The sequence below is a fragment of the Aeoliella sp. genome (assembly GCF_965227375.1).
Lineage (GTDB): Bacteria > Planctomycetota > Planctomycetia > Pirellulales > Lacipirellulaceae > Aeoliella.
In genome coordinates, this window is record NZ_CBDDFX010000002.1 from 4,727,477 (window position 1) to 4,749,939 (window position 22,463).

The window sequence follows — 22,463 nt, forward strand, 5'->3', positions numbered from 1 at the left end:
CCTTACGGAGGATGTGGTGGACTTTTATCGCAGTTTTACATTGGCGTTGTTTAATGACGATCTTGAGGGATTAGAGAGGCTGTTGACGGACGGCATGGACCCAAATGAAAGGTCGTCAACTGGAGACACGCCACTGATTGCAGCATCGAGGTTGGCGAAAAGAGATTGCTTCTTATTGAAACTCCTTGAGCATGGCGGAGACCTGGAGACAAAACATGCGGCCAACGGGCAAACACCTTTGATAGTCGTCAGCCAGAATGGTATTCTCAAGCGCGTAAGACTTCTCTTAAAGCTGGGGGCAAACCCGAACGCAGTCGACGACTTTGGGCAGACTCCCCTGTACGTCGCATTGGTTCTTAGCCAGAAGAAATACGTGGGTGTGGTGCGCGAGCTTCTTGCGCATGGAGCGAATCCAAATATCGATGGCCCCAGAAATCCACTCATGCTCGCCGCAGAGAATGCGCACAGCGGCTGTGTCGAAGCCTTGATCGAAGCTGGCGCGAACGTAAACACGGTCCAAGATTCCGGTACTCCGCTCATTAAGGCCATCCTTGGACGCAGGCACGACAATTTGCAGCTGCTGCTGAATGCCGGTGCAGATCCAAATCTGTCGGTGCCGGTCGAATGCGATGATCCTCAGATCGCTGGCAGGAATGCGTTCGAAGTAGCTCAACTACTAGGCGACTCGAAAGCACTAGAGCTACTTGAAGCGGCACAGCGCTAGAAGCTCCCAATCAGTCACCGACACCCACCAGTCGGTCACGGTCTACAACTTCCGCGTCAGCGATTATCATACGTACTTCGTCGCCCCGTCGGACCTGGCGTTCGATGTTTGGGTGCATAATGGAGGCCATTTGGCTGCCTACTTCGCCGACGTTGGCGCACGTCTACGAGCACTTGATGCAGTTGCACCAAGGCTCACAAACTCGCAGCTTTTGGATGAGGTCGGATGGATTGAGCATATGATTCGAACTGATCTTCGAAATGGGAAAATACGACTTCAAAACGGAGGATGGTAGCGTGGAGTTTGAGATTTTGACGTTTGATCCGAGCTACACAATTACGCAGTATCTTGACTGGCTCAATATGGAAGACTGTCAGTTTGAATTCTACGACGAGAGTCCGTGGCCAGTTCGAGGTAGTTTCTCGGTCTTGCTCTCACTAGAAGAATCTCGGCAGAATCTTTTGTCGGATTTCTTCTCTTGCGGATTTCTAACGATCGTTTCGGAACGGTTCCGCCAAGTTGTCGAGGAATCCCGTTCGAACGTCGAGTTCATCCCGGTGACGATACTCTGTGGTGAAACAGGCGAGTTTCGCTTTTACGGCCTTCACATCATGTCGATTTGCGATGTTCTAGACAGGGACGCCAGTTCGTTCGCCGGATTAAAATACGGAATGGTGGCAGGCATCACCTCGCTAAAACTTAAGTCAGCACCTACTGAGGATATCGTTTTGCTGAAAGACACCTTCACACCGATTATGATTGTCAGCGATGGGCTCCAAAACGCCATAAGAAAACAAAATCTAAGAGGTATGGACTTCGTACCCCTTGAGAAATACCGGGAGGACACGTCGGGCGTCGTGTAGAGATCAGGTCACCTCCCACTAGAGCTTCGTCACGCCACAATCAAGTCCCGACAAGTTGTTCGTGGATGGTCGCGCTAAGTGCTTTGCGGCGTCGTGATTTCGTCACGTCGCAAGCCGTATCGCTGGCGTGTAAAAAAATCGCTGTTGAAATCACACAGCAGTGTGATCCAATAGAAGTGCAGAGTGGCGTGGTCGCTGTAGATCTTTGGCAATTGGTGACAGGCTGTAGGCTCTAGGCTGTGTGCTGTAGGAGTCGTGGTTGCGCTGCGCGCCCAACGCGATTGGCCGGCGGTAGATTCGCGCGCTTGGAGCGCGGGGGCGAACGGCCGCTATCGGGTTTTGGTCCACCTGCGGTTAACCCTGGCCCAAAACTCTTGGACGTTGGATTCGATCCGAAGCCGCAACTGACTCATATCACACGACTTACAGCAACGCGTGAGAGTTGCCTCGGCGGAGTTTTGGGCCAATGGATCGTGCGGCAGTTTTGGGCCATTGGGGCAAAACCGTAACGGCAAGTGGCGCAATGAGTTACGCGAAAGGTGTTGGTGGGGTTTTGGTCCAGGGTTGGACCAAAACTCCAAGGAGACTTGTGTCGGTGCGCTCGCGCGCGTTTTCTCGAAGAGCGTTCCGTACCGGGCGGCGTGGAGAGGATGTGACTTTCGGACAGGGTTCTTGCGGTACAGGCTTCCTGTAGCAGGACCTCTGCTGGTCTAGCGTGCTGGACCGCATCACTGTCGGTTGACCGCACGTCTTGCAGACAAGCGCAAGACTGGAACTTGTAGAATCTGTACAACCGTTAGCGAAGGTGGAGAGCTGCCGGATTGGCAAAACATTCCTACTAGTCAGGGTGAGTAGAGTGACTAGCATGCAAAGTAGACGCTGTTTGTCGGACGGGAGGCTCGGCAAGCCCTCCGACGCCCCTACTTATCTGAGAACCTCTCTGGAGAACACCACATGAAGTCTTATGTCGTTGCAGCCCTCGCCGTGGCAGTGCTCGGTGTCGGTTTGCTCTCCGTCAACGTCGCCCCAGCTCCGTCTTCATCGCACACGGTGGCAGGCAATTACTATCTGAACAACCGAACTCAGAACTTCTACAAGAAGAAGCCACAACGCGTTCGGTACAAGTCCTACCGCACGAGCCATCATCGGTTCTGGCGCGGCTAGGACCGACACGGAGATAGCTGACGCACATCGCTAAACTGAAGACTCCGTTGGCTTGCTCTTGGTCCTCGCGAACCAAGAGCAAGTCCAGCGGAGTTTTTCATTGCGGCAATCAGGCACCAGCAAGCTTCTTGACGGTTGCGATCAGCATGTTGGCCTTGAACGGCTTGACAATCCATCCGCTCGCGCCGGCCGCCTTGGCTTTGGCGATCAGCTCTCGGGCGCCTTCGGTTGTGAGCATGATGATTGGTAAAGCAGAGAACCGGGCGTCTTGCTTGATTTCGGCAACCATCTCGATGCCGTTCTTGTTCGGCATGTTCACGTCGCTTACGACCACGTCGATGCCTCCGGCGCTGATCTTCGCCGCGCCGTCGGCACCGTCCACGGCTTCAATCACCCTCATCCCAACCTGGGTTAACGCGGCGCTGACCTGCTGACGAACGGTGGCCGAATCGTCGACGACCAAAACAGTAGTGCTCATGATCTCAACCTCCTCGTTGAATTTTCGTGCTTCAAAACAGACAAAGGGACCCTTCGTCGGCGGATGCCTGGTCTGGGTCGTGCTCCCATTCGAGGTTTGGTTCGGTGCGGACATGCCACAGTGAGACCAGCGGCCCGGCGTCGGTGTCGATGTGCAGTGCCATGGCCTCGGCGAGGTTCTCGCTGTATCCGATGTCGGCGCCATGCACCGATACCGGAAGGCTCATGTGGCACGCGACGCCGTACTCGGAGACCATGTTCTTCACTCGTCCAATCAGTTGGTTGACGAGTTCGCCCGCCCAGTCCAGCGGGTGACGTACCTGCTCCGGGCAGAGTCGCACCAAGGTGCTGGTGTGGGCAAGTATGTTGAGCGACGCACGGAACCCCTCGCCACTTAATCCAATGGACGAGCTAATCATCGTTCGGGAGGTGCCGTCTGGCGATTCGCTGCTCAAAGGGTGGTCGAGTTCTTGTAGTGCTAGTACACGACAACGGGGCGGCGCGTTGAGGTAGTACTCTACTAGGTTGTCGATTGCATTTGTCAGCCCTTGATCAAGGGCCTCTTTGGCGGGGATTCCCATCGTGTTGCTCCCGTGTGGTGGCTGGAGGCGATGAACTCTGAGTGAAACGGACCCAAGTCGACCGGCGACTACACCGCCAGTGAATCCGCGGGTGCGGCTGGAGACTTTGCCCGACAGTCGACGAGCAATGATTGGATCTCACTGATCTCATGCAGCAGCAGCATCTCTGTGGCCTCTGGCGCCATGGCTTCAACCGGAAACTCATAGACATCTCGATTCTACCCATCTCAGGCTTGCCCAACTCGAGCCGATCCTGGGGCGACTCCAATCCGTGATCGATGGCGTTGCGGACCACGTGGACGAACGACGACCAGAACTCGGCCCAGCAGGTGGTTTCGATCCGCAGGCTTTCGTCGCGGATATTGACCCTGACGTCGCCTTTGCCGAGTCGAGTTCCCAGGGCTCGTGCTTGTTCGGCAACCCGTCCGAGGCGGCGGGCTGTTGGCTCGAGTTTCCACGAGGCGAGCCTGACCGCCAGGTCGTTGCGCGGCTTTTCGTTGACAACGTCCTCCAGGATCTCTGCGTACTCCGCTTCGGACAGCTCGATCCCCTGAGTCTTCTCGCCAATGATCCGTTGCACGTTTTCGCGCTCCGACTGCCAGGCCTCGAACAGCTTGTCCCATTCGGGTTCCGGCGGCAGTTCGTTGTTTTCGCTGATGTAATCCTCCATGTGGTGGCAGATCTCAGCAATGCGTTCCAGCCCGAAGATGCTCGTGTTGCCCTTGAGCGTGTGGACGCGCCGTTTGACCAAGGAGGTGTCGTCGCGCGGTTCATCTCGCAACGAGGCGACCAGTTCGTCGGCTTCCTGGAAGAACTCAAGGAAGCCGGGCTTGTCGTCGGCAATCCGGGTAACCATGGCGAGCATCTCGCGCTGTACCGCTTCGAGTTTTTCGTTCTCGACCGCCGCCGTGATGTCGCTAACCACCACTGCCAGGCAATGCAGTTGATCTTCGACATAAACTGGGGTGTAGTGGATCGAGAAAGTTCTGTCGCCGTGGAGAAACCGCGACGGCAGTTGGTCGATGGTGACTTCCACCGGCATAATCTGGTCGAACACTTCCTCCAGACCGAATTCGATCCATCCGGCGACCTTCGGGTCGAACTGAGCGACGAATTCTGGAAGCGTCATTCCCTGCTTCGGTGCGCCGAACGTGCGATCGACCGCGCCGGACCGCTCCTCGCTCATCACGCCTTCGGCGTCAACGGTGAAGAACCCTTGTTCCACTGCGTCGAGAAGCATACGGGTGTCGCGATTGCGGATCGCCAACGCATCCATCGTTTCGGCCGAAGCGTGGATGGCCGTATTGAGAGCCGCGGCGATTCGACCGAACTCATCTTTCGTGTCCATGTCCAGTCGCGATGTCAGATCGCCTTCGGCCACCTTCTCCAGCACATCGAGAGTGCTCCGAACCTGGCCGGAGATGATGGCTCCGATGTAGAACGTTACCGCGATGCTCAGCCCCACCGTCAAGGCTCCCATCGCCAGGAGTACGTGGCGGAAGTCGTTGAAGAAGCCGAATACCGATTCGAAGGGAACCAGTACTATCGCCTCCAGGCCGGCGTTGCTTTCGGGCAACACCGATACCGCCGCGGCGATGGTCTCTTCGTTGCCGATAACAGGACGGGGCAACGCTTTCACGTCCGCCGCCGTGGCGATGGTGTCGGGCGCTACGACAGGAATGTCTGCAGTGTCGAGTTGAGCCAGTTCGTCGCTCGCTGGCGACTCCTCCGTCGACGTGCCCAGGCTGCTGGAGATCACTTGGCCATCTAGCGTCAGCACGACATCCCGCAACAGCAACGAACGCAGTAGCGTGGCATCACCATCAACGTTCAGGCCTGCCATGACGACGCCTTCGACTTCCCCATCGAGAGTAACCGGAAAGGCAATCGACAGCAGTTGGGTGTCGTCCAGGTTCCAGAAGCCCTTGCCGACTTCTCCCTTCAGCGCCTGGTCAATCATCGGAATGCCGGCCACGATCGACTCGGTGTCAAACGGGTCATCGGTACGGGCGAGGGTCTTGCCCTTGGGGTCGCAGTAGATGATCGCGTCGGCACCCAGCACATGCTGCAGGTCGATGATCGACATCAACTGCGTATCGTGGTCGATGCCTTCCGAGGTGAGCACGGCACGAATCTCAGGCGTATCGACCAGAGAACCCAAACCGGCGTCGAGTTGGCGAAAGCGACTTTCAATGTACTCGGTAGCCACTTGCGTAGAGCGCTCAATCTCGCCCTTCATCGTGGCTACCAAGTGCTGGTTGGCCATCGTGCCCAACACCGCCACAGTCGATGCGAACAGTGCCGCAACGGCACATACGATCGCCAGCAACTTCATACGTATCGTGAGGTTTCGCAACATGGACATATTCGCTTAGGTTGGTGGTCCGAGGTTGCCGTCGTTGCGACAGGCAACCAGAGCAGTTTCAAAGTGCGCCAAGACAGCGCGAGCTATGGTCCGAAGGCCTCGCCATCAGGAGCTTCAATCTGGGGCAGTTCCCCAGTGAGCGCCTTGAGGAACGCTACAAGATCCGCCTTGTGCGATTCTGTGAGATTCAATGGCTGGATGAGCTTCGACCGATTGTCGTCCCGCTCGCCGCCCTTGTCGTAGAACTCCACAACTTCCTCGAGAGTCGCCAGAGACCCATCATGCATGTAGGGTGCGCTCTGTTCGATATTGCGCAGCCCAGGAGTCTTGAAGCTGTTGCGATCTTCATCGGCGTTGGTGATCGCCTGGCGGCCGATGTCTTCGCTTAAGGGCCCTTCTTGACGGACCCCAATCATATGAAACTTGTTGTCGGTGAAGTTGGGACCGCTGTGGCAAGCGGTGCAAGACGCCGTGGTGGTGAACAAGATCAAACCACGCTTTTCGCTCTCGTTCAATGCATCCTTGTCGCCTTGAACGTAGCGGTCGAACTTTGAAGGCCCCGTAATCACGGTACGTTCGAAAGCCGCAATGGCCCTGCCAACATCGTCCCAGTTTGGCTTGCTGCCGTAGGCTTTCTCGAAGGCGCCGGCGTACTCGGGCGCTTGCATGATCACTTCCATCGCTGCCTCGGGGCTAGCCATGTTCATCTCGCCGTCAGCGAGAATCGGACCCAACGCCTGCTGTTCCAGCGTGGCTGCACGCCCATCCCAGAATTGCACTGTGTTGTAGGCGGTGTTGATCACCGTCGGAGAGTGTCGGCCTAACTCCTTGTGCCCAAAACCAATCGCACGCTTGAGGCCATCTCCCCATCCCTTCGAGGGATCGTGGCACGTGGCGCAGCTCATGGACGTGTCGCCCGACAGTCGCTTGTCGAAGTACAGCTTCCACCCCAGCTCAATGCGTTCTGGTGTGGGCAGGTTGTCCTCGGGATAGGGGGGCGTCGCGGGAAGTGCAACCAGGTTGCCTGGCAGCGTGCTCAACGCGTCCAACTCTTCGATCGACATCGGCAGCGCGTCGAACCCGAAGCTTTCCTCTCCTTCTTCCGACTCCGCAGCCAATGCTCGCAATCGCATCTCGATGAGCATTTGCTCTTCGTCGTCGATCTCGACATCGGCGGCAGTCTCGGGGGTGGCCGCCGTAGCGTTGGATCCGGCCGGCTGTTGAATTGCGCAGACGGAAACCAGAATGGCGGCAGCGCCGACTGCGGCGCAACTTCGAATCGTTCGGGATCGGTAAGTCATGTTGTGTCTCTCCCCCTTACGGTGTGGACGAACGGTGGTCTTATTCTTCAAACGCAAAGTCGAGAGTCGTCTCGCCATCCTGTGCGACCGTCACCTCTTGAACCAACTTCTTGTGCGCGGAGTTCCAAGCGTGCACCTTGTAGCTTCCCGCAGGTACATCTTCGATCGTGTAAGTCTTCCCGATCTCGGCCTGAGCCGCGTGTTCGCTTGGCGTTACCACAATCACGGCGTGCATATGGCGATGGATCGAACAAAACAGATCGATCACCCCCGGCTTCTCGAAGGTCACCTCACGCGATTCGCCCTTCGGATAGATGCCGAGTTTGAATCGCTTGGTCTTCGACATCGAAAACACGTTGTGGGCGACGTCGTCGTTGTTGGGAAAGTCGACGGTCTGCCCCGCAACTACCGCTAGTACGCGTGGAGCAAACTGGATACCCGACTGAGACATCACGGGCTTGTCGCTCGCATTCACGCCTGGTGACAAACCCTCGATCCACACCACCGCCGCCCGCTGCGACTCTTTCAGATCTTTCGAACTATGGAGGTTGCCGGATACTGATCCCGCCATCGCCGGACCAGTTGAGAGAATTAATACGACCAAGGTGAGGTGGAACAATGTCTTCATCGTGCTTCGTGGGAGTTGGGGGACTAAAACGGAATGGAATAACGTGTGGGGAGGGTACAGTCAGGACTGCTTTAGTAGGTAAACGAGTGGTCCTGTCGACTATTTGGGGCGATGCTGTCGGTGGCACTGGATGCAGTTGGCAGCCTTTTTCAAGCTCTTATAGCTCTCTTTTCCCTGGCTGATTTCTGTGGAATACTTCACCAGTTGGTCGCACTGCTCCTGCCAGTTCTCAGCGTCGCCGATTGGAGGTTCTAGCTCTGCAAGTGCCTGGAACAGGCGAACTAGCTCCGCTTGTTCCTCCTTGGTTGCTTTCTTCTTGATGACTCTTTGGCACAGGCCTTTGGTCATGGTCAATCGCATGATCTCTTTGATGTCCAGTTGCTCCGTAGACGTGCCTTCGTCCGGAGCATCCCGTTGGTCGTCGGTGGCAGCCCTTCCGTTCGGTGCGGACACGGCGAAGAGAGTGACCGCGAGGACCAGACAGCGGAGCAACTTCAGGTAAATACACATGTGACGTATGGCAATACTTTGGATTGAGATCGAACAACGAAACGTATCTCTCACCGTTCGCCAAACCACTGTGTACTTCCGAAGAAGTTTTCTTTCCGCGCCCGCTTCCAACGGAACATGATGCGCGATCCTTACCAGCACATCCTTAGCGGTGAACCGCCGCGGGTAACAGCAACTGTTTTCATACATCCGCAAAAGTTCGACTTCCGATAGAGCACGTTGCATGAATGCCATAGCGACGCAACTAAACGTCGCCAAGGGACAATACAGTTTCAGCAATAGCTCAAACGGATGGAGCGTTAGTTCGTATGGACACAAAAAGCAAGTTCATTGGTGGGAATTCAACCGGGCGGCGTGCCGCAGTGTTAATCCTGTGTGCACTTCCCATCGCGCTTCTAAACTCCGCATCGCGCGGCGAGCCATACGATTTCGAGTGTGGCGCTGAGGTCGACCATTGCGATTGCGGAAGTAGCGTTTGGCAGGAGTACGAAGGACCTTTCAGCGCCGTTAGAAATGCCGTTGACGTCGATGTTCTCTATACGACCGACTCGTTTCTGAACACTCGTGGTGGTGTCCGAACTGGTGGCACCAGCCAAGGTTTGCTGGACGTGGTGCTTAGGACAGATCTGGCGGCCTTGGGATTCGAGACCATCGGTGGCTCCGTGGTGCTACATGGGCAGAACAATCACGGGCCCTTTTTTCAGCCCTATGTTGGTCGCACGCAAAGCTCCAACATCGACGCCGAGCCGTTCACGGCCATGGCCGAGTTTTTCTGGGAGCGGGGGCTGTTCGACGACGACGTGATTGTGCGGATTGGACGACAGGTCGGAGCCATTCAGTTCTCGGTGATGGATCTGGCGGCCGACTTCACTTACGGCGGATTCCAACTGTCTGCCAACAACCCACTACCCTGGTACCCCAATCCCACGATCGCCGCCACGGCCGACATCCGACTCACCGACTCGCTGCGAGTGAACCTGGGCACCTTCAATGGACGAGTCGACCTAAGTCCATGGGGATGGGCACGAGATGGCAAGGTATATAACGTTGTAGAGTTCAACTACAGCTACCAACTTGGAGACCTGCAGGGCGATATCAAGCAAGGTTCCTGGTATCAGAGCGGTAGCCACACCACCCCGGATGCCGCTTCCACGCGTTCTGGCAACTACGGTTTCTATGTCGGGTGGCAACAACTGCTTTGTGCCGAGGAGTGCGACCCCACGCAAGGACTCGGCGCCTTCGCCGTGTACAGCTACGCCGACCCGGATCGCAGCGCAGTGGAACACTTCTGGGCAACGGGAATGACCTATCGCGGCTTACTGCCATCACGCGACGCCGACGTAACAGGAATCGGCGCCACGTTCGCCGACTTCAGCTCGTTGCTTGGTAGCCGTAACGTCGAAACCAACCTCGAGCTGTTCTACAAGATCGCCGTTTGCGAATCAGCCGCGCTGCAACCTTCGCTGCAGTACGTGAGTTCTCCCAGCGGCATCTATTCCGACTCCGTAGTGGTCGGCCTGCGGTGTGTGGTAGGGCTCTAGTCGTGCCTCACTACGCTTAGCTGGTTCACAGCCCACACCCAGGCGATAGGTCGCCTGGGTGTTTTTTTGGTTACGTTAGCAGTGCTGGTTGCTCGAGAACTCGCTGAAGAGTTTTGGGACAGGCCTGGGAGACACATCGGGTACTCAAAATGGCATTTGCTTTACCTGCCCCAAAAACCTGATAGACTATTACGTCGGCAAGGAGCCCCGTAGATTCGAAATACCTCGTCACAAGACTTCAATTGGATGTCGGAGATTCGGTGAATGGCCGCCGGTTACGATTATCGACCTTGGGTTGGGCGTGCGAGTCAGACTTTCATCTCCGGTGTGATGGGAATCCTGCAATTCCGTTTTCGATGAGCCAACCGAGCAAATAGACCAGCAGGGTTACAACAAGACCCAGAAGATAGGCTGTTACCTCACAGGCGGTAACCGACAGCGTCCAAGGGAAAAAGAACCAAAAACCGGTTGACAGGCAGTGTTCTCATAGATGAAAGAAAATCGCTGTTGAAATCGCACACCCGTGTGATCCAATAGAGGTGCAGCGTGGTGTGGTTGCTGCGGATCTTTGGCAATTTGTGAAAGGCTGTAGGCTCTAGGCTGTATGCATTAGGAGTCGTGGTTGCGCTGTGCGACCAACGTAAATTGGCCGGCGGTAAGTTCGCGCGCTTGGTGCGCAGGGTGAACGGCCACTATCGGGTTTTGGTCCACCTGCGGTTAACCCTGGCCCAAAACTCTTGGACGTTGGATTCGATCAGAAGCCGCAACTGACCCGTATCAAAGCACTTACTGCGACGCGCGGGAGTTGCCTCGGCGGAGTTTTGGGCCAATGGATCGCGCGCTAGTTTTGGGCCGTTGGGACAAAACCGTAACTACAAGTGGTGTAACGAGTTACGCGAGAGGGGTATGGAACGTTTTGGTCCAGGGTTGGACCAAAACCCCAAGTGCTTGTGGAGCAAGGACTTGCGCGACAGGGCTGTTGTGGATAGGTGTTTTTCTGTAGCCGTGAGATGGATCGAGGTTCGTAAGCTTCCTCGTGTCACGGACCGCGTGGCGGTCCGGCTAGGGCGAACGGGGCGTAGCTCTGAATCCCGGAGTAGGCCCGGCCATCTATCGGCGGCGAGTCAGGAAGGCAGCTGCCAAGCAGATCAGCGCCGGTGCCAGCGCGGTCGATGGTTCGGGCACTGCGTGGGCGGAGATGAAAGCCGCGCTTGCCGCGGTGGCTCCGAGGTTGTTGCGCCAGATGGTGTAGTCGGCGAGGTTAACGGTGCCGTCGCGATTTCCGTCGGCGCCGAGCAGGGAGTTGGATCCGAAAGTACTCTTCCAGAGTTGATAGTCCAACCCGTCGACGACGCCATCGTAGTTGTAGTCGCCAGCGACGAAGGTATATGGCTCCGCATCGTACAGGACGCTTGCTTGCTCGGTGCCACCACCAAACACGTGGTACTCGAACATCAGGTCTCGAGTACCGGCGGTGTCGAACACGATGCCCAGGTCGATAGCTTCGCCCTCGGACAACAGCGTCGTGCCGCCGGACAGTCGGAGTTCGCCAAGGTGGGTCGCAGCAGCAGGCGAACTCGTCCAGTTGGCGTCGCCAGTGGCTAGGGTACTCCATCCTGCGGTGTTGACCGATCCCGAAGCGGAAGTAAGAAAGTACCCGTCCATCACGACGTCTTCGGACGATTGGTTCTGCAGGTACGTGTGACCGTCGGTACCCACCAGCAGAACCACCTCGCTGGAAGGACCGACGTAAGCGACCTGCGTGGAAATCGTGTCGCCGCCAGCGTCCCGATATTCGAAGACCAAGTCGCCTGTGGTTTGACCAGCGAGGCTGCTCGTGTCGAACGCCAATCCGAGCGAGACTCGCGAGTCGGCCGCGATGGAGTTCGTGCCGGTTAGGTTTAGCTCGCCCAGGTGGCTATTCGTCGGATTCGACTCCGTCAGCCCAGCGAAGCTTTGTCCAGCCATGCTCGTCCACCCCTCAGGCACCAAGTTTGCGTTGGGAGACGAGACGAGGTAACCATCGATGTCTATGGAATCGGTTGTCGAGGGATTGATCAGTTGCAATTCGCCCGTGCGTCGATTGGCAGTGAGCAGGAGCCCTTGCTCGATCGACGCTTGCAGAAGCGTTCCGTTTCCACCGGCAGTTTGGTTCACTTGCAGCAGATGTCCTGCTCCGAGCGACGCGTTGGTGGACACACTGGTGAAGCCGCCGGCAATGGTGGCCGCGTCGACAATCGTCCATGAACTACCCAACGTAGGCGTTACGCCGGAGAAGTCGAGTTCGAGCTGCCCGCCCACGTCGGCGTTGCCGGTGGTGCTGAGGGCAGAACTTCCATCGGCCGTGACGACCGTGTTCAATGTGCCAGAGAGTGCGAAGCTGCCCGCGGTGAGATTGGCGTTGGGGCCCAGAATTCGGGTTTGCCCTGCCAGGTTGGCCGCGCTGGCGATGTCCAAACTTGCCGCGCCGAGGCCAGTCAATCCGCCGATCTGCAGTTCGCCGCCCGCTTGCTGGTTCAACTCGCCCGCAGCGCCGAAGTCGGTTCCGGTCGCCAGTGATCCGCCTCGATCGATCTGCAGCGTGCCATCGGTCAAGGTAATGCCGGCATTGGAGCTTGCAGCGGCTGCCGAGAGCACCGCGGTGCCGCCGTTGTCGATTAGTGCGACGTCCTGGAAGGTCGCGGTTAGTTCAGGGACGACGTTGAAATCCCAGTTGGCGTCGACATTGTAGTCGTCGGTGCCGGTGGGGAGCCACGCATTGTCGTCCGCGGTGGCCATGGCGGAAACTGCCCATGTGCACACAACGAGTAGGACAAGCTGGCTGGGGCGTTGAAACGGAGTTCGCATGATAGGTGCCCGATCGCGGAGAGCGTAGGTGTGTGTTCAAACGTCTTCAAGACAGCGGAGAGAGCTAGCGGCGCGACACTCGTCGTCGCATCGCCAACAATCCGCAACCGGCAGCAGCAACCAGCGCGAGTGTGCTCGGCTCGGGAACACCAATCGCCGCGGCCACGATCGCAGGGTACATGGCTTTGAAGGTGCCGAAGTCGTCCAGGTCGACATCGCCGTCGACGTCGATGTCGCCACCAGCGTGCCCAACGAAGTTGCCTTCGAGGTGGGTTCCCAGGTTGCCGCTGAGGATGAAGAAGTCGTCGATGGTGACCCCACCCACGCCATCGAAGTCGCCATACTCGGTGAAGGGCTCGATCACGAAACCGTTGAGTATCGCAAGTTCATTACTGAAGCCGACGGTACCCCCGTCGCCGGTGATGCGGAGCACTACGTCGGATCCAGTGGCGGTGAATGGGATGGATGCGTGACCGAACGGTGCAGGGTTCGATCCCGTCGAGACCAACACGTCCTGCACATCGATGCCAAAGGTCGATCCACCATCGGTACTCAGCTCCAGGTCTTCCGAAACGTGATCGACTGAGGCATCGTGGCTGTAAACGGTAAGCAGGTAGTCTCCCGCATTGAGATTGGCGATCGTGACATCCATGGTTCCCCGATCAGGTAGGTTCTGTTGCGTAAATATCAAGTCTCGTAGCAACGCTGACATGGGGTGAGAACTGCTGACCGACGAAGTACCACGATTGCGATCGTCCAAATTGCTGCTGGGCGGCACGTTGGTCAGGCTGATATCGATCGTGCCGATGTCGGTAGCGATGCCAGTCAAACCTTCCTGGGTCACGGCCGTGAAGCTCGCTTGGGTGTTGGGCTCGGTGTTGGACGTGCGATCATTGATATCGACTCGCAAGTCCGCCAGCGCGGTCCCCGCAAGCAAGTAAGCAGTAGCGGCGAACAACACAAATCGACTCATAGTCGTGTTCTCACTGTTAGAGTTAATAGGAATCCGACAACGTGATTGACTGCGGAGTGGAATCCGCTTGCCCAAAGTAACTTATGATCATCACGGATCGAGCAATCTTAAGCTGCCATCGATTGCTCGATCCGTGAGATGTGGTGTGCGATTTTCACCTACGCCAGCGTGCCACGAAGGCGGCACTAGCCAGCAGGGCGAGGGCCAGCGTGCCGGGCTCTGGCACTTGGGTAATCTCGAAGCCAGAAATCAGCGCTGTGTCCTGATCGCGGAATGTTCCCGAAAGAAAGAAGAAGCCTTCCTGGCCTGTCAGCTTTACGACGACAGGATCAACGCCATTGGACGTGAAATAGAAGGAGGCCGTTCCAATGACAGGTGGGTCGGTGTCGAACGAGTAGAGGCCGTTGTCGACGACTTGGGCGAACGTGCCGCCGCCGTCGGTGCTCACCGCGACGTCGCCGGACACGTGATCCACCGATCGATCGTGGAAGTAGCCTTTGAACTCGTAGTCACCCGCATCCAGGCCTTCAATCGTAATGTCCATTACCCCATCGGCAGGAATGGGCGCATTCAAGTCTTCTGAGATGAAAGCGAAGTCCCGCAGCAAATCGCTCAATGGTTGCGTGGCGGCCAGCGCCCCACGATCGCGATCGTCGAGCACCGATCCCACCACTCCGGTGAAGCTGATGTCCAGTACACCTAAATCGGTAACGAGTCCCATTGCCCCGTCCTGTGTAATACCCACGTAGCCCGCCTGAGTAGGCGAAGGAGCAGTAGTCCCACGGTCGTTAACATCCACAAGCAGCGACGCCGCTTGGGTACTTGAAGTTAGGATGAGAGCAAGACAGCACGCAGCGGAGATTCGGCAATTCATAGGAGACCTTTCTCAGTAGCTTAAGACCTTGGGGTTTGTTTGCGACAATTACACGAAAAGCAGAGTTAGAGGAGCCTGTATGGAATCGATAGCGTGACGGTTACCGGCTGACGAATACGCGGGCGAATAGTGCTGTGGCCGCCAGCAGCATTCCGGACGGTTCCGGAATGGCGGTTGTCGCCAGCGACTCGCTGGGCGTCGACATGTGATTTCGCCACACGGTATAGTCCGCGAGGTTCACCACACCATCCTTGTTGCCGTCGGCCAGCAGATCGCTCGTGGAGCCGAAAGTCGACTTCCAATATTCAAAGTCTTCGATGCCGACCGAGCCGTTGCGGTCGTAGTCGCCGGCGACGGTAAGTCGGAGCAGCAAGGTGTCGTTGTGGCCCAGGGAGGTCGACTCGTACTCATCTTGCATCTGCAGCGACTCAACGAGCGAGCCGTTCAACAACACGTCGACCTCCTTGCCTTGCATGTCGGAGGTGTCGAGCGATAGCTTGGTGTCGATTCCACGGTTGCTGGAGACGATCTGCAGTGCAAAGCTCTTCTCTTCCGGTGTGAGCGAGTACTGTAAGTTGCCTGCTGCATTCGCCCCGTCGCCCAGCCACAGTTCGAACTTCTTGGTCGTGACAAAACCTGCCACGAATAGTTCATCGGAGGCGTTGAGCACCGGCTCGGGAATGGAGCCGTCCAGCAGTCGATCGAGGTACCAGGATTCGGCAGCCTGTTGCTGGTCCGCGGTCGGAAAGCCATGCGGCCACCATTGTTGTTCATTGGGCTCGTTGATCCCGTTGTTGTTGAAATCCTCGTAAGTGCCGCTGGCCGCGGGGATGTGCAAGTGGATGTTGTCGAACTCACCCGCCGAAACTGCCGCAGCTACCGCGTTGTCACGGTAACTCGTGACATTGATCGGCGGGCAGGTTGGTTCGTTGGCGTTTACGAACAGATGGATTTCGCTATAAGGATTGTTCCGTGAAGCAAGGTTCGATGCCCGGGCGTGGTAGCGGTCTTCGACGAGATCCGATCCGATCGTGGGATCGCCTATGTCGTTGCGAAGTCGCGACTGATGGCCCGACGAAGCACCATCGAAGTACCAACCGTTGGACTGATCGTAACCGTAGTCCGATATACCAAAGTACGACGAACCAAGGCGAAAGTAGTCGGGAAACTTGGTAAGAGCAGACATGGCATTGCCACCTCCGCCCGAGTAGCCCGTGATGTGCACGTTGGACTCGTCCACCAAGTCGGGGTAGCTGGCTTTCACGGCCTCGACCGCGTCGTAGATGTCGTAGATCTCCAAACCGCCAGAATCTCGATCTCCGTCCGACCCGTCCCGCCCCCGCATGGCCACCGAAATGGCGAAGAATCCAGCATCCCGCAACCGCTGCGCGTTCGCTCTGACGTTGGAGAAGTTTCCATTGGTCGGCGAGTAGCCGTGCATCACCACGGCGATCGGAGCGTTTGACCTGGACGAGTCGTAATTCAACTCGGCAGTTAGGTCGAGCGGCCCATCACCATCTTCTGATACAGTCGATTGGTACGAGAACGAATTGCTGACCGACTCAGCGGGGGTGCGAGTCGAGGTAAGCGGCAGCAAGAGTAAAGCTGCCATGCACTTAACGGCACTGGCGCGAAGCCTCTCCCTTGTCAGATTGCGGAACGGATCCAGCATTCGGCGCTAACTCCAGATGCAGACTCTTCTTGGTATGGCGGACTACGCAGCCCCGAAACTAGGAATTGCCGCTTGGGGGCAAAACCTAAACCGGATTTTTAGAGATAGAAGGAAATTTGGAGAAACGGACCACAATATCACTTTTTGAATCAGGATCGGATTGCACCGGCGATATACTGTTGCTGCTTTCGTTGCTGCTCGCACGTCAGGACGTGCGAATTTCCGCAAGGTCGCCGTGCAGAGAACGAGGCAGCGACAGAACCGTTCGTGGTAAATGCGTGTAGGTGGTTCGCGCGAGTTCGCAGAGTGCCCTCCAATTTCCAGCGCAGATGTCCGATCCAGATCGCTCGCTCACCGAAAGTGCAGAGTCGTCGCTGTCGAGCGACGATGCGCGCTTCATCGATTTACTTCAACAGCATCGCACCCAGCTGTTGGGCTACCTGTTTTGCATTGTCCAGAACATGGACGACGCGGAGGACTTGTTTCAGCAGGTGTCGATCACCTTGTGGGACAAATTTGACACGTTCGAGCAAGGCAGTAGTTTCTCCGCATGGGCGATCACCGTGGCTCGAAACAAAGCGATGACGTTTTTGAGATCGAAACGCCGGGAGACCGCGCGATTCTCCCGACGCCTGATCGAAGAGTTGTCGCTGCGCGACCTGTGGACGCCGCTGGAGGCCGACAGCCGCCTGGCAGCGCTGCAGTCTTGCCAGAAGAAGCTGCCCAAGGAGGATCAGGTGTTGCTATCGCAGTGTTACAGCACCAGCGAAAAGACGGCCGACGTGGCCCGGCGGTTGGGGCGCTCGGTCGATAGCGTCTACACAAGCCTATCACGTATTCGCCGAGCCCTGTTCGCTTGCATTAAACGTTCACTTGCGCGTGAAGAGCGTGTTTGATGACCAATAAATCTCCCAGACAATTCGAAGAACTGGCCGACCGGCTGATGGCAGGCGAGCTTGGGACTAGGCAACTGCGAGAACTCGAACGCACGCTTGTCGGGAACCCACAGTTCCAACAGCGATTGCTCGAGTACTGCCAGTTCCAAGCCATGCTGTCCATCGACCAGCGGGCGGAGAAGTTGGTGGACGAACTGCGCACCCAGCGCGCGGTACAGGTTTCGACCAAGCAAGAAGATGTAACCCGTCAGCCCGTTGAGACCTCGCCTGCTGTGCTGAAAGCAAGTTTTCCTTCCGGGCAAGCACTTGTGCGGAGTGCACTGTTTGCAGGAAGCATCGCCGCCACGATTGCTATCGTCGTACTAGGTACACTGACGTTGCTGCAGCCGGCGGTCGACATGGGCCCCATCGCCAGTAGCTCGACTCGAGACGCATCGCTGCTTCCGAAGGTCACGACCGTCAAGACGGGTGACGGAACCACGCAATTGGCGCTCTCGAAGATTGGTCTCGTAACGCTGCAGGGCCCCTCCGATTTTGAGCTATTGGGACCGCGACGAGCCAGATTGACCAAGGGGCGGATAAAGTTTCGTGTGACTGATGTTGGCGGTCGGGGATTTGTCGTCGAGACTCCTGACGGCGAGATCACCGATATCGGCACCGAGTTTGGCGTGGACGTCGGCTCGCGTGATGGTACCGGGCTGGTGGTGTTCGAGGGCGAAGTCGATCTGCGCGTGCCCACGGATTCGAATCCCCAACCTGCGTCCACGGATCAGCAGCATCGACTGGTGGAGGGCGAAGGCGTCGTCTTTAGCCGTGGCGGGCGAGTTGATCGCATTATGAGCATATTCACGAAGGACGAATTTACGTTCAGTCGTGGCTACGAACCCAGCAAAGGGAATCTGCCGGTCATTATCGACGCTCGCGACAATCTTCGCACGTCCGATACGCTGCAGTTTTATGAAATCGTACCCGGCGGAATGCGTGAAGACGCTAGAGCGTATGTTGACCGCCCGGCGCATCAGTGGAATGGAGTGGACGAGTGCGGAATGCCACCCTATCTGCTCGGCGCGGACTACGTGAAGCCATTCAACAACGACAAGTTTCGCAAAAACTTCGAGCTTCAGATCACACTATCAGTCCCGTCGCAAGTGTACGTCTTCTTCGACGACCGCCTCGACCCACCAGAGTGGCTGCGTCAGGAGTTCGAGGATACCGGCGACGACATGGGCATCGATATGGGGCCGTGGCGTTCAAGAGGCAGGCTCTACAATCCGCAGTCGGGGCGTGGGCCCGGCGTGAGTATCGAGAACGCGCTTTCCATCTGGCGACGCAAGGATGTAGTCCAGGGCAAGGTTATTCTGGGGCCCAACAAAGGTGGCGTGCACAGCGCCATGTATGGCATCTGTGCAGTAGCAGTAGGCAGTGACGAAACGTATTGAATCGCCATAGACGACGCGAACCCATTCGATGGGTATCTGACGAGTCAGTGTTCAGGCGGACGATAGGGAGTTATGAGCGTGCGCAACAATGATCGAATGCCGAGCTTGCACCTTCGTGGGTTTACGTTGGTGGAATTGCTCGTTGTGATTGCCATCATCGGCATCCTGGTAGCGCTGCTGTTGCCGGCTGTGCAAGCGGCCCGCGAGGCAGCGCGCCGGGCTGAGTGTCTGAACAACATCAAACAGTGGGCACTGGCGTTCCACAACTACCACGACACCTATGGGCAGCTTCCGCCAGGTTCGGATTGCGATCACAACAGCGCTGCCTATATTCAACATTGCCATTCCTACGCCGAGTTTGTTCTCCCATTCATGGAGCAGTCGGCGGTGTACGACCAGATCGATTTCGCCGTCGATAACGACCTGGGCGTCAATCCCGACGTGCTGAACGAACTTGTCATTGGCGGTTGGACTTGTCCTTCGGATCCCGATGCGGGATTGATGGACAACGGTCGTGAACCCAACTACCTGCCCGGCGGCGCCGGCACTCGTTCGCTGGCGCAGTCTTACGCTCCATGCGGCGGTCCGTTGGAATTCAATCTTTGCCCCTATCCCGAGATTCGCCCAGCAGGCCGGGGGGCCGAAGTGATCAACTGTCTGAGCCAGCGCGGCGGCGCGTTGTTGGGAAATGGCCCCAATCGGGGACGCAGCTTGGGTGCGCCAGGCCTGTTTGTCGGCGGGCCCGTAGCCTATTCGTTCAAGACATGCACCGATGGCCTATCGAACACGCTGATGGTGGGGGAATGCCTGCCGGCGTACACCTCTCACAAGATGTATTTCAACTCGGTGTTCAATGCAGCTACCACCAATCCTCCCATCAACTGGTTTAAGGACGCGGACATCGCTGAACTCTGTCCGAAGACTTACGACAAGCGGGTTGGAGATTGCCACGCGTACATGGGTGGGTACGCCAGCGAGCACCCTGGCGGCATCAATGTTGGTTTCGGTGACGGTAGTCTTCGGTTCCTGAATGAAGACATCGACTACCTGGTCTATCAATACATGGGAAACAAAGCGGATGAAACTGTGTGGGAACACCCATAAGCGGTCGCCCAACCAAAGGCGTAACTTGCATCGCAGCTCGAGCCGAAAACTCCTTTTGGCCGGAGTACTGCTGTGCATGGGCCTTCCCGGTTGTGGCAAGCAGGATCGAGGACTCACCTACGTCGAAGGGCGCGTGACGTACAACGGATCGCCAGTCACTGGCGCCACCGTACGGTTTACGCCCGAGAGCGTTTCCATCGGCACAGGGCAACGGCCAGCCACTTCGATCACGGACTCCGACGGTTGCTATCGAGTGAAAGCGTACCGCGATCAGGCCGGCATGCCCCCCGGCGACTATCTGGTCTCCGTGATGTGGTACGAAGGCTCCATGGCCGATCCCGAGAGCGTTCGGCATCTGATTCCGGAGAAGTACAACGACGCCCGCACGAGTGGGCTCACCGCGTCGGTGCCCAAAGAGATTCGCGGCGCCGTGAAGTTGAACTTTGACCTGAAGTGAGAAAGTCCAACAGCCAAGCCGCGCGCATCTGAACTCTACATCCTTAGATTCTGCCGACCTCACACATCATCGAGCGTCGCTTTGGTAGCGCCGGTGCTGATGCCGCCGTCGACGAGCAGGGTCTGCCCGGTGATGTACTCGCTGGCGTCGGAGGCCAGGAACACCACGGCCCCCTCCAAGTCGCCCGGCTGGCCGGGGCGACGCAATGGGATGCGATCTTTCAGGTAGGCCACCCACTGCTCGTTCTCGTACAGCACTTTGTTCTGTTCGGTACAGAACCAGCCAGGCGCCAGGCAATTGACGGTCACCCCGTGCGGCCCCCAGTCGTCGGCCAGGCTCATGGTGAGTTGCTTCACACCGCCGCGGCTCGCGCAGTACGGCGCGAGTCCCGCGTAGCCCATCACCGAAGTGACCGAGCCGATGTTGATGATCCGCCCATACTGCCGCTGGACCATGTGCCGGCCGATGGCCTGGGCGACGAAGAACGTGCCGCGGAGATTGGTGTCGAGCACCAGGTTCCAATCGTCCCAGGTCACATCGAGCGCCGGCTTGCGGACGTTGCAGCCCGCGTTGTTCACCAGGACGTCGACTTTGCCGTAGGCCTCGATGGCAGCGGGTGCGAATCGTTCGATGCTCGCTTGATCGCGCAAATCGAGCGCGAGCGGCTTGGCCCGGCGCCCCATCGACTCGATCTCGCCAACAAACTCCGCGAGGTCTGCAGAGTTGCGGCTCGTTACCACCAAATCCGCTCCCGCGGCAGCTAGCGCACGGCCGAACTGTTGTCCCAATCCTCGGCTGGCGCCGGTGACGATCGCTACTTTGCCGGTGAGATCAAAAGCGTTGTGCGGCATACTTCGAGGTTGCTAAGGGTTGAGGACAATCTTCATCAAGCCAGGCTCGCGAGCGTACAGCCGCTCGAACCACTGCGGCCCATCATCCAGCGGCGCTTGGGCGGTGAGCAGCGGCGCCACGTCGATCTCGCCCGACGCCATCAGTTCGATGCAGCGCGGATAATCGCCCTGCGATGCACACGAACCATAGAGCGTTAGCTCCCGCGTAACGACCGATTGCAGCGAGAGATCGACCTGCGGGCTGACGTTTCCAATCAACGTGACCGAACCACCCTTGGCAACGCAGTTGATCGCGGTGGCCAGCGGCTCGGTGGCGCCAACGACTTCGAACGAAGCCGCAGCCCCTCGACCGGAGGTCATTTCGCGGACTTCTTCCACGGGGTCGTTCAGCTTCGAGTTGACAGTCGTGCTCGCTCCCAATTGCTCGGCCAGCGCCAGGCGAGTGTCGTCCAGGTCGATGGCCACCACTCGATCGACGCCCGCGGCGCGCAAGGCTTGCACGGTCAGCAGGCCGATCATGCCCGCGCCGACCACCACGGCCACGCCGCCGGGCGACGCTTCCGAACGATGCACCGCGTGCACGGCGACCGACACCGCTTCGATCAGCGCGGCGTGCTCCATGGCGAGCGAGTCGGGCAATCGGTAGACAATGTGCGCCGGCACGGCGACGTACTCGGCGAACGCTCCGTTCCGGCGATAGTCATCGCAGGAAACGCCGAGCACTTGCCGGTTGTCGCAGAGGTTCACTTTGCCGGCACAGCAGAAGTCGCACACGCCGCAGTAGACCGTTGAATCGAAGGTCACGCGCTCGCCCGTCCGAAAGCCGCGAACGCCCGCGCCAATCTGTTCGATCACGCCGGCCGCTTCGTGCCCCATGACGATCGGTGGAATCCGTCGCCCGGTGCTACCGTCGTAGCCATGGACGTCGCTACCACAAATGCCACAGGCGGCCACGCGGACCAATACCTCATCGTCTCCCAGTTCCGGTTCGGGCAGGTCGGTCAGCTGTAGCTTCTTCTTGTCCGTTAGCAGCAAAGCTCTCATAGGTGTGGTTCGTCATGGGTTGCTTGGCTAGTGACTTCAGACATCGCTCATTCTACCGAGATTCTCCAAAAAATAGTGACCCCTTTCTGCCGTCTCGTGGCGCAAGGCTCTGGGGTGTCAAAATGTGTAGAATGGGGCGAAAAGTGGGAACT

20 protein-coding genes are annotated in these 22,463 nt (G+C 57.7%); 8 read left to right on the forward strand and 12 right to left on the reverse strand.

The annotated features are described in order from the left end of the window. The first annotated feature begins 16 nt into the window (after nucleotides 1-16). The 3 genes from ACQK2L_RS31335 (at nucleotide 17) to ACQK2L_RS31345 (ending at nucleotide 2,751) form a co-directional block, all read left to right on the forward strand. Nucleotides 17-724 carry an ankyrin repeat domain-containing protein gene (locus ACQK2L_RS31335; protein WP_425400997.1) on the forward strand — a complete coding sequence of 236 codons (708 nt, stop codon included), beginning with the start codon at nucleotides 17-19 and terminating at the stop codon, nucleotides 722-724. A gap of 260 nt (nucleotides 725-984) precedes the next feature. Beyond that, entirely contained in the window at nucleotides 985-1,587 is a 603-nt protein-coding gene (locus tag ACQK2L_RS31340; RefSeq protein ID WP_425400998.1) for an imm11 family protein, read from the forward strand. A gap of 954 nt (nucleotides 1,588-2,541) precedes the next feature. Next, on the forward strand, nucleotides 2,542-2,751 hold the full coding sequence (locus tag ACQK2L_RS31345) for a hypothetical protein (protein ID WP_425400999.1): 210 nt from the start codon (nucleotides 2,542-2,544) through the stop codon (nucleotides 2,749-2,751). 109 nt (nucleotides 2,752-2,860) lie between these two features. On the opposite strand, the gene ACQK2L_RS31350 is transcribed toward ACQK2L_RS31345, so the two are convergent. The 6 genes from ACQK2L_RS31350 to ACQK2L_RS31375 form a co-directional block, all read right to left on the reverse strand. Then, complete coding sequence (locus tag ACQK2L_RS31350) at nucleotides 2,861-3,229, reverse strand: response regulator (RefSeq protein ID WP_425401000.1); 369 nt, start codon at nucleotides 3,227-3,229, stop codon at nucleotides 2,861-2,863. A gap of 31 nt (nucleotides 3,230-3,260) precedes the next feature. Continuing rightward, entirely contained in the window at nucleotides 3,261-3,809 is a 549-nt protein-coding gene (locus ACQK2L_RS31355) for a hypothetical protein (RefSeq protein ID WP_425401001.1), read from the reverse strand. Continuing rightward, complete coding sequence (locus ACQK2L_RS31360) at nucleotides 3,781-6,168, reverse strand: Hpt domain-containing protein (protein WP_425401002.1); 2,388 nt, start codon at nucleotides 6,166-6,168, stop codon at nucleotides 3,781-3,783. Before ACQK2L_RS31360 ends, ACQK2L_RS31355 begins: the two co-directional genes overlap by 29 nt. Nucleotides 6,169-6,257: 89 nt before the next feature. Continuing rightward, nucleotides 6,258-7,475: a cytochrome-c peroxidase gene (locus ACQK2L_RS31365; RefSeq protein ID WP_425401003.1), complete on the reverse strand. Its 1,218-nt coding sequence runs from the start codon at nucleotides 7,473-7,475 to the stop codon at nucleotides 6,258-6,260. 40 nt (nucleotides 7,476-7,515) lie between these two features. Beyond that, nucleotides 7,516-8,103 carry a cupredoxin domain-containing protein gene (locus ACQK2L_RS31370; protein ID WP_425401004.1) on the reverse strand — a complete coding sequence of 196 codons (588 nt, stop codon included), beginning with the start codon at nucleotides 8,101-8,103 and terminating at the stop codon, nucleotides 7,516-7,518. 99 nt (nucleotides 8,104-8,202) lie between these two features. Beyond that, nucleotides 8,203-8,613 (reverse strand): hypothetical protein, encoded by a 411-nt coding sequence (locus ACQK2L_RS31375; RefSeq protein ID WP_425401005.1) that lies wholly within the window; start codon nucleotides 8,611-8,613, stop codon nucleotides 8,203-8,205. A 308-nt stretch (nucleotides 8,614-8,921) separates the two neighbouring features. On the opposite strand from ACQK2L_RS31375, the gene ACQK2L_RS31380 reads away from it, so the two are divergent. After that, nucleotides 8,922-10,154: a carbohydrate porin gene (locus ACQK2L_RS31380; protein WP_425401006.1), complete on the forward strand. Its 1,233-nt coding sequence runs from the start codon at nucleotides 8,922-8,924 to the stop codon at nucleotides 10,152-10,154. Nucleotides 10,155-11,264: 1,110 nt separating this feature from the next. Here ACQK2L_RS31380 and ACQK2L_RS31385 read toward each other — a convergent pair. The 4 genes from ACQK2L_RS31385 to ACQK2L_RS31400 form a co-directional block, all read right to left on the reverse strand. Continuing rightward, entirely contained in the window at nucleotides 11,265-12,932 is a 1,668-nt protein-coding gene (locus ACQK2L_RS31385) for a dockerin type I domain-containing protein (protein ID WP_425401007.1), read from the reverse strand. A 133-nt stretch (nucleotides 12,933-13,065) separates the two neighbouring features. After that, nucleotides 13,066-13,974, reverse strand: coding sequence for a PEP-CTERM sorting domain-containing protein (locus tag ACQK2L_RS31390; RefSeq protein WP_425401008.1), 909 nt, complete (start codon nucleotides 13,972-13,974; stop codon nucleotides 13,066-13,068). Between the two features lie 154 nt (nucleotides 13,975-14,128). After that, the gene (locus ACQK2L_RS31395; RefSeq protein WP_425401009.1) at nucleotides 14,129-14,695 is read right to left on the reverse strand and encodes a PEP-CTERM sorting domain-containing protein; all 567 of its coding nucleotides are present in this window, start codon (nucleotides 14,693-14,695) and stop codon (nucleotides 14,129-14,131) included. A gap of 253 nt (nucleotides 14,696-14,948) precedes the next feature. After that, nucleotides 14,949-16,460: an alpha/beta hydrolase family protein gene (locus ACQK2L_RS31400; RefSeq protein ID WP_425401010.1), complete on the reverse strand. Its 1,512-nt coding sequence runs from the start codon at nucleotides 16,458-16,460 to the stop codon at nucleotides 14,949-14,951. Between the two features lie 389 nt (nucleotides 16,461-16,849). Here ACQK2L_RS31400 and ACQK2L_RS31405 point away from each other — a divergent pair, with 389 nt between their 5' ends. The 4 genes from ACQK2L_RS31405 (at nucleotide 16,850) to ACQK2L_RS31420 (ending at nucleotide 20,416) form a co-directional block, all read left to right on the forward strand. After that, entirely contained in the window at nucleotides 16,850-17,416 is a 567-nt protein-coding gene (locus ACQK2L_RS31405; protein ID WP_425401011.1) for a sigma-70 family RNA polymerase sigma factor, read from the forward strand. Continuing rightward, on the forward strand, nucleotides 17,416-18,855 hold the full coding sequence (locus ACQK2L_RS31410) for a FecR domain-containing protein (protein ID WP_425401012.1): 1,440 nt from the start codon (nucleotides 17,416-17,418) through the stop codon (nucleotides 18,853-18,855). Before ACQK2L_RS31405 ends, ACQK2L_RS31410 begins: the two co-directional genes overlap by 1 nt. 96 nt (nucleotides 18,856-18,951) lie before the next feature. After that, nucleotides 18,952-19,959 (forward strand): DUF1559 domain-containing protein, encoded by a 1,008-nt coding sequence (locus tag ACQK2L_RS31415; protein WP_425401013.1) that lies wholly within the window; start codon nucleotides 18,952-18,954, stop codon nucleotides 19,957-19,959. A 76-nt stretch (nucleotides 19,960-20,035) separates the two neighbouring features. Next, a complete protein-coding gene (locus ACQK2L_RS31420; RefSeq protein ID WP_425401014.1) occupies nucleotides 20,036-20,416 on the forward strand; it encodes a carboxypeptidase-like regulatory domain-containing protein in 381 nt (126 codons plus the stop codon). Nucleotides 20,417-20,475: 59 nt separating this feature from the next. On the opposite strand, the gene ACQK2L_RS31425 is transcribed toward ACQK2L_RS31420, so the two are convergent. Together ACQK2L_RS31425 and ACQK2L_RS31430 are read right to left on the reverse strand one after the other, a co-directional pair. Then, nucleotides 20,476-21,267: an SDR family NAD(P)-dependent oxidoreductase gene (locus tag ACQK2L_RS31425; RefSeq protein ID WP_425401015.1), complete on the reverse strand. Its 792-nt coding sequence runs from the start codon at nucleotides 21,265-21,267 to the stop codon at nucleotides 20,476-20,478. Between the two features lie 12 nt (nucleotides 21,268-21,279). Next, nucleotides 21,280-22,311 (reverse strand): galactitol-1-phosphate 5-dehydrogenase, encoded by a 1,032-nt coding sequence (locus tag ACQK2L_RS31430; protein ID WP_425401016.1) that lies wholly within the window; start codon nucleotides 22,309-22,311, stop codon nucleotides 21,280-21,282. Nucleotides 22,312-22,463 lie beyond the last annotated feature (152 nt).

Coding starts and splice junctions, on each gene's coding strand:
- ACQK2L_RS31340 (WP_425400998.1), top strand. CDS start 985: ATGGGAAAATACGACTTCAAAACGGAGGATGGTAGCGTGGAGTTTGAG.
- ACQK2L_RS31345 (WP_425400999.1), top strand. CDS start 2,542: ATGAAGTCTTATGTCGTTGCAGCCCTCGCCGTGGCAGTGCTCGGTGTC.
- ACQK2L_RS31350 (WP_425401000.1), bottom strand. CDS start 3,229: ATGAGCACTACTGTTTTGGTCGTCGACGATTCGGCCACCGTTCGTCAG.
- ACQK2L_RS31355 (WP_425401001.1), bottom strand. CDS start 3,809: ATGGGAATCCCCGCCAAAGAGGCCCTTGATCAAGGGCTGACAAATGCA.
- ACQK2L_RS31360 (WP_425401002.1), bottom strand. CDS start 6,168: ATGTTGCGAAACCTCACGATACGTATGAAGTTGCTGGCGATCGTATGT.
- ACQK2L_RS31365 (WP_425401003.1), bottom strand. CDS start 7,475: ATGACTTACCGATCCCGAACGATTCGAAGTTGCGCCGCAGTCGGCGCT.
- ACQK2L_RS31370 (WP_425401004.1), bottom strand. CDS start 8,103: ATGAAGACATTGTTCCACCTCACCTTGGTCGTATTAATTCTCTCAACT.
- ACQK2L_RS31375 (WP_425401005.1), bottom strand. CDS start 8,613: ATGTGTATTTACCTGAAGTTGCTCCGCTGTCTGGTCCTCGCGGTCACT.
- ACQK2L_RS31380 (WP_425401006.1), top strand. CDS start 8,922: ATGGACACAAAAAGCAAGTTCATTGGTGGGAATTCAACCGGGCGGCGT.
- ACQK2L_RS31385 (WP_425401007.1), bottom strand. CDS start 12,932: ATGGCCACCGCGGACGACAATGCGTGGCTCCCCACCGGCACCGACGAC.
- ACQK2L_RS31390 (WP_425401008.1), bottom strand. CDS start 13,974: ATGAGTCGATTTGTGTTGTTCGCCGCTACTGCTTACTTGCTTGCGGGG.
- ACQK2L_RS31395 (WP_425401009.1), bottom strand. CDS start 14,695: ATGGGACTCGTTACCGATTTAGGTGTACTGGACATCAGCTTCACCGGA.
- ACQK2L_RS31400 (WP_425401010.1), bottom strand. CDS start 16,460: ATGGCAGCTTTACTCTTGCTGCCGCTTACCTCGACTCGCACCCCCGCT.
- ACQK2L_RS31405 (WP_425401011.1), top strand. CDS start 16,850: ATGTCCGATCCAGATCGCTCGCTCACCGAAAGTGCAGAGTCGTCGCTG.
- ACQK2L_RS31410 (WP_425401012.1), top strand. CDS start 17,416: ATGACCAATAAATCTCCCAGACAATTCGAAGAACTGGCCGACCGGCTG.
- ACQK2L_RS31415 (WP_425401013.1), top strand. CDS start 18,952: ATGCCGAGCTTGCACCTTCGTGGGTTTACGTTGGTGGAATTGCTCGTT.
- ACQK2L_RS31420 (WP_425401014.1), top strand. CDS start 20,036: ATGGGCCTTCCCGGTTGTGGCAAGCAGGATCGAGGACTCACCTACGTC.
- ACQK2L_RS31425 (WP_425401015.1), bottom strand. CDS start 21,267: ATGCCGCACAACGCTTTTGATCTCACCGGCAAAGTAGCGATCGTCACC.
- ACQK2L_RS31430 (WP_425401016.1), bottom strand. CDS start 22,311: ATGAGAGCTTTGCTGCTAACGGACAAGAAGAAGCTACAGCTGACCGAC.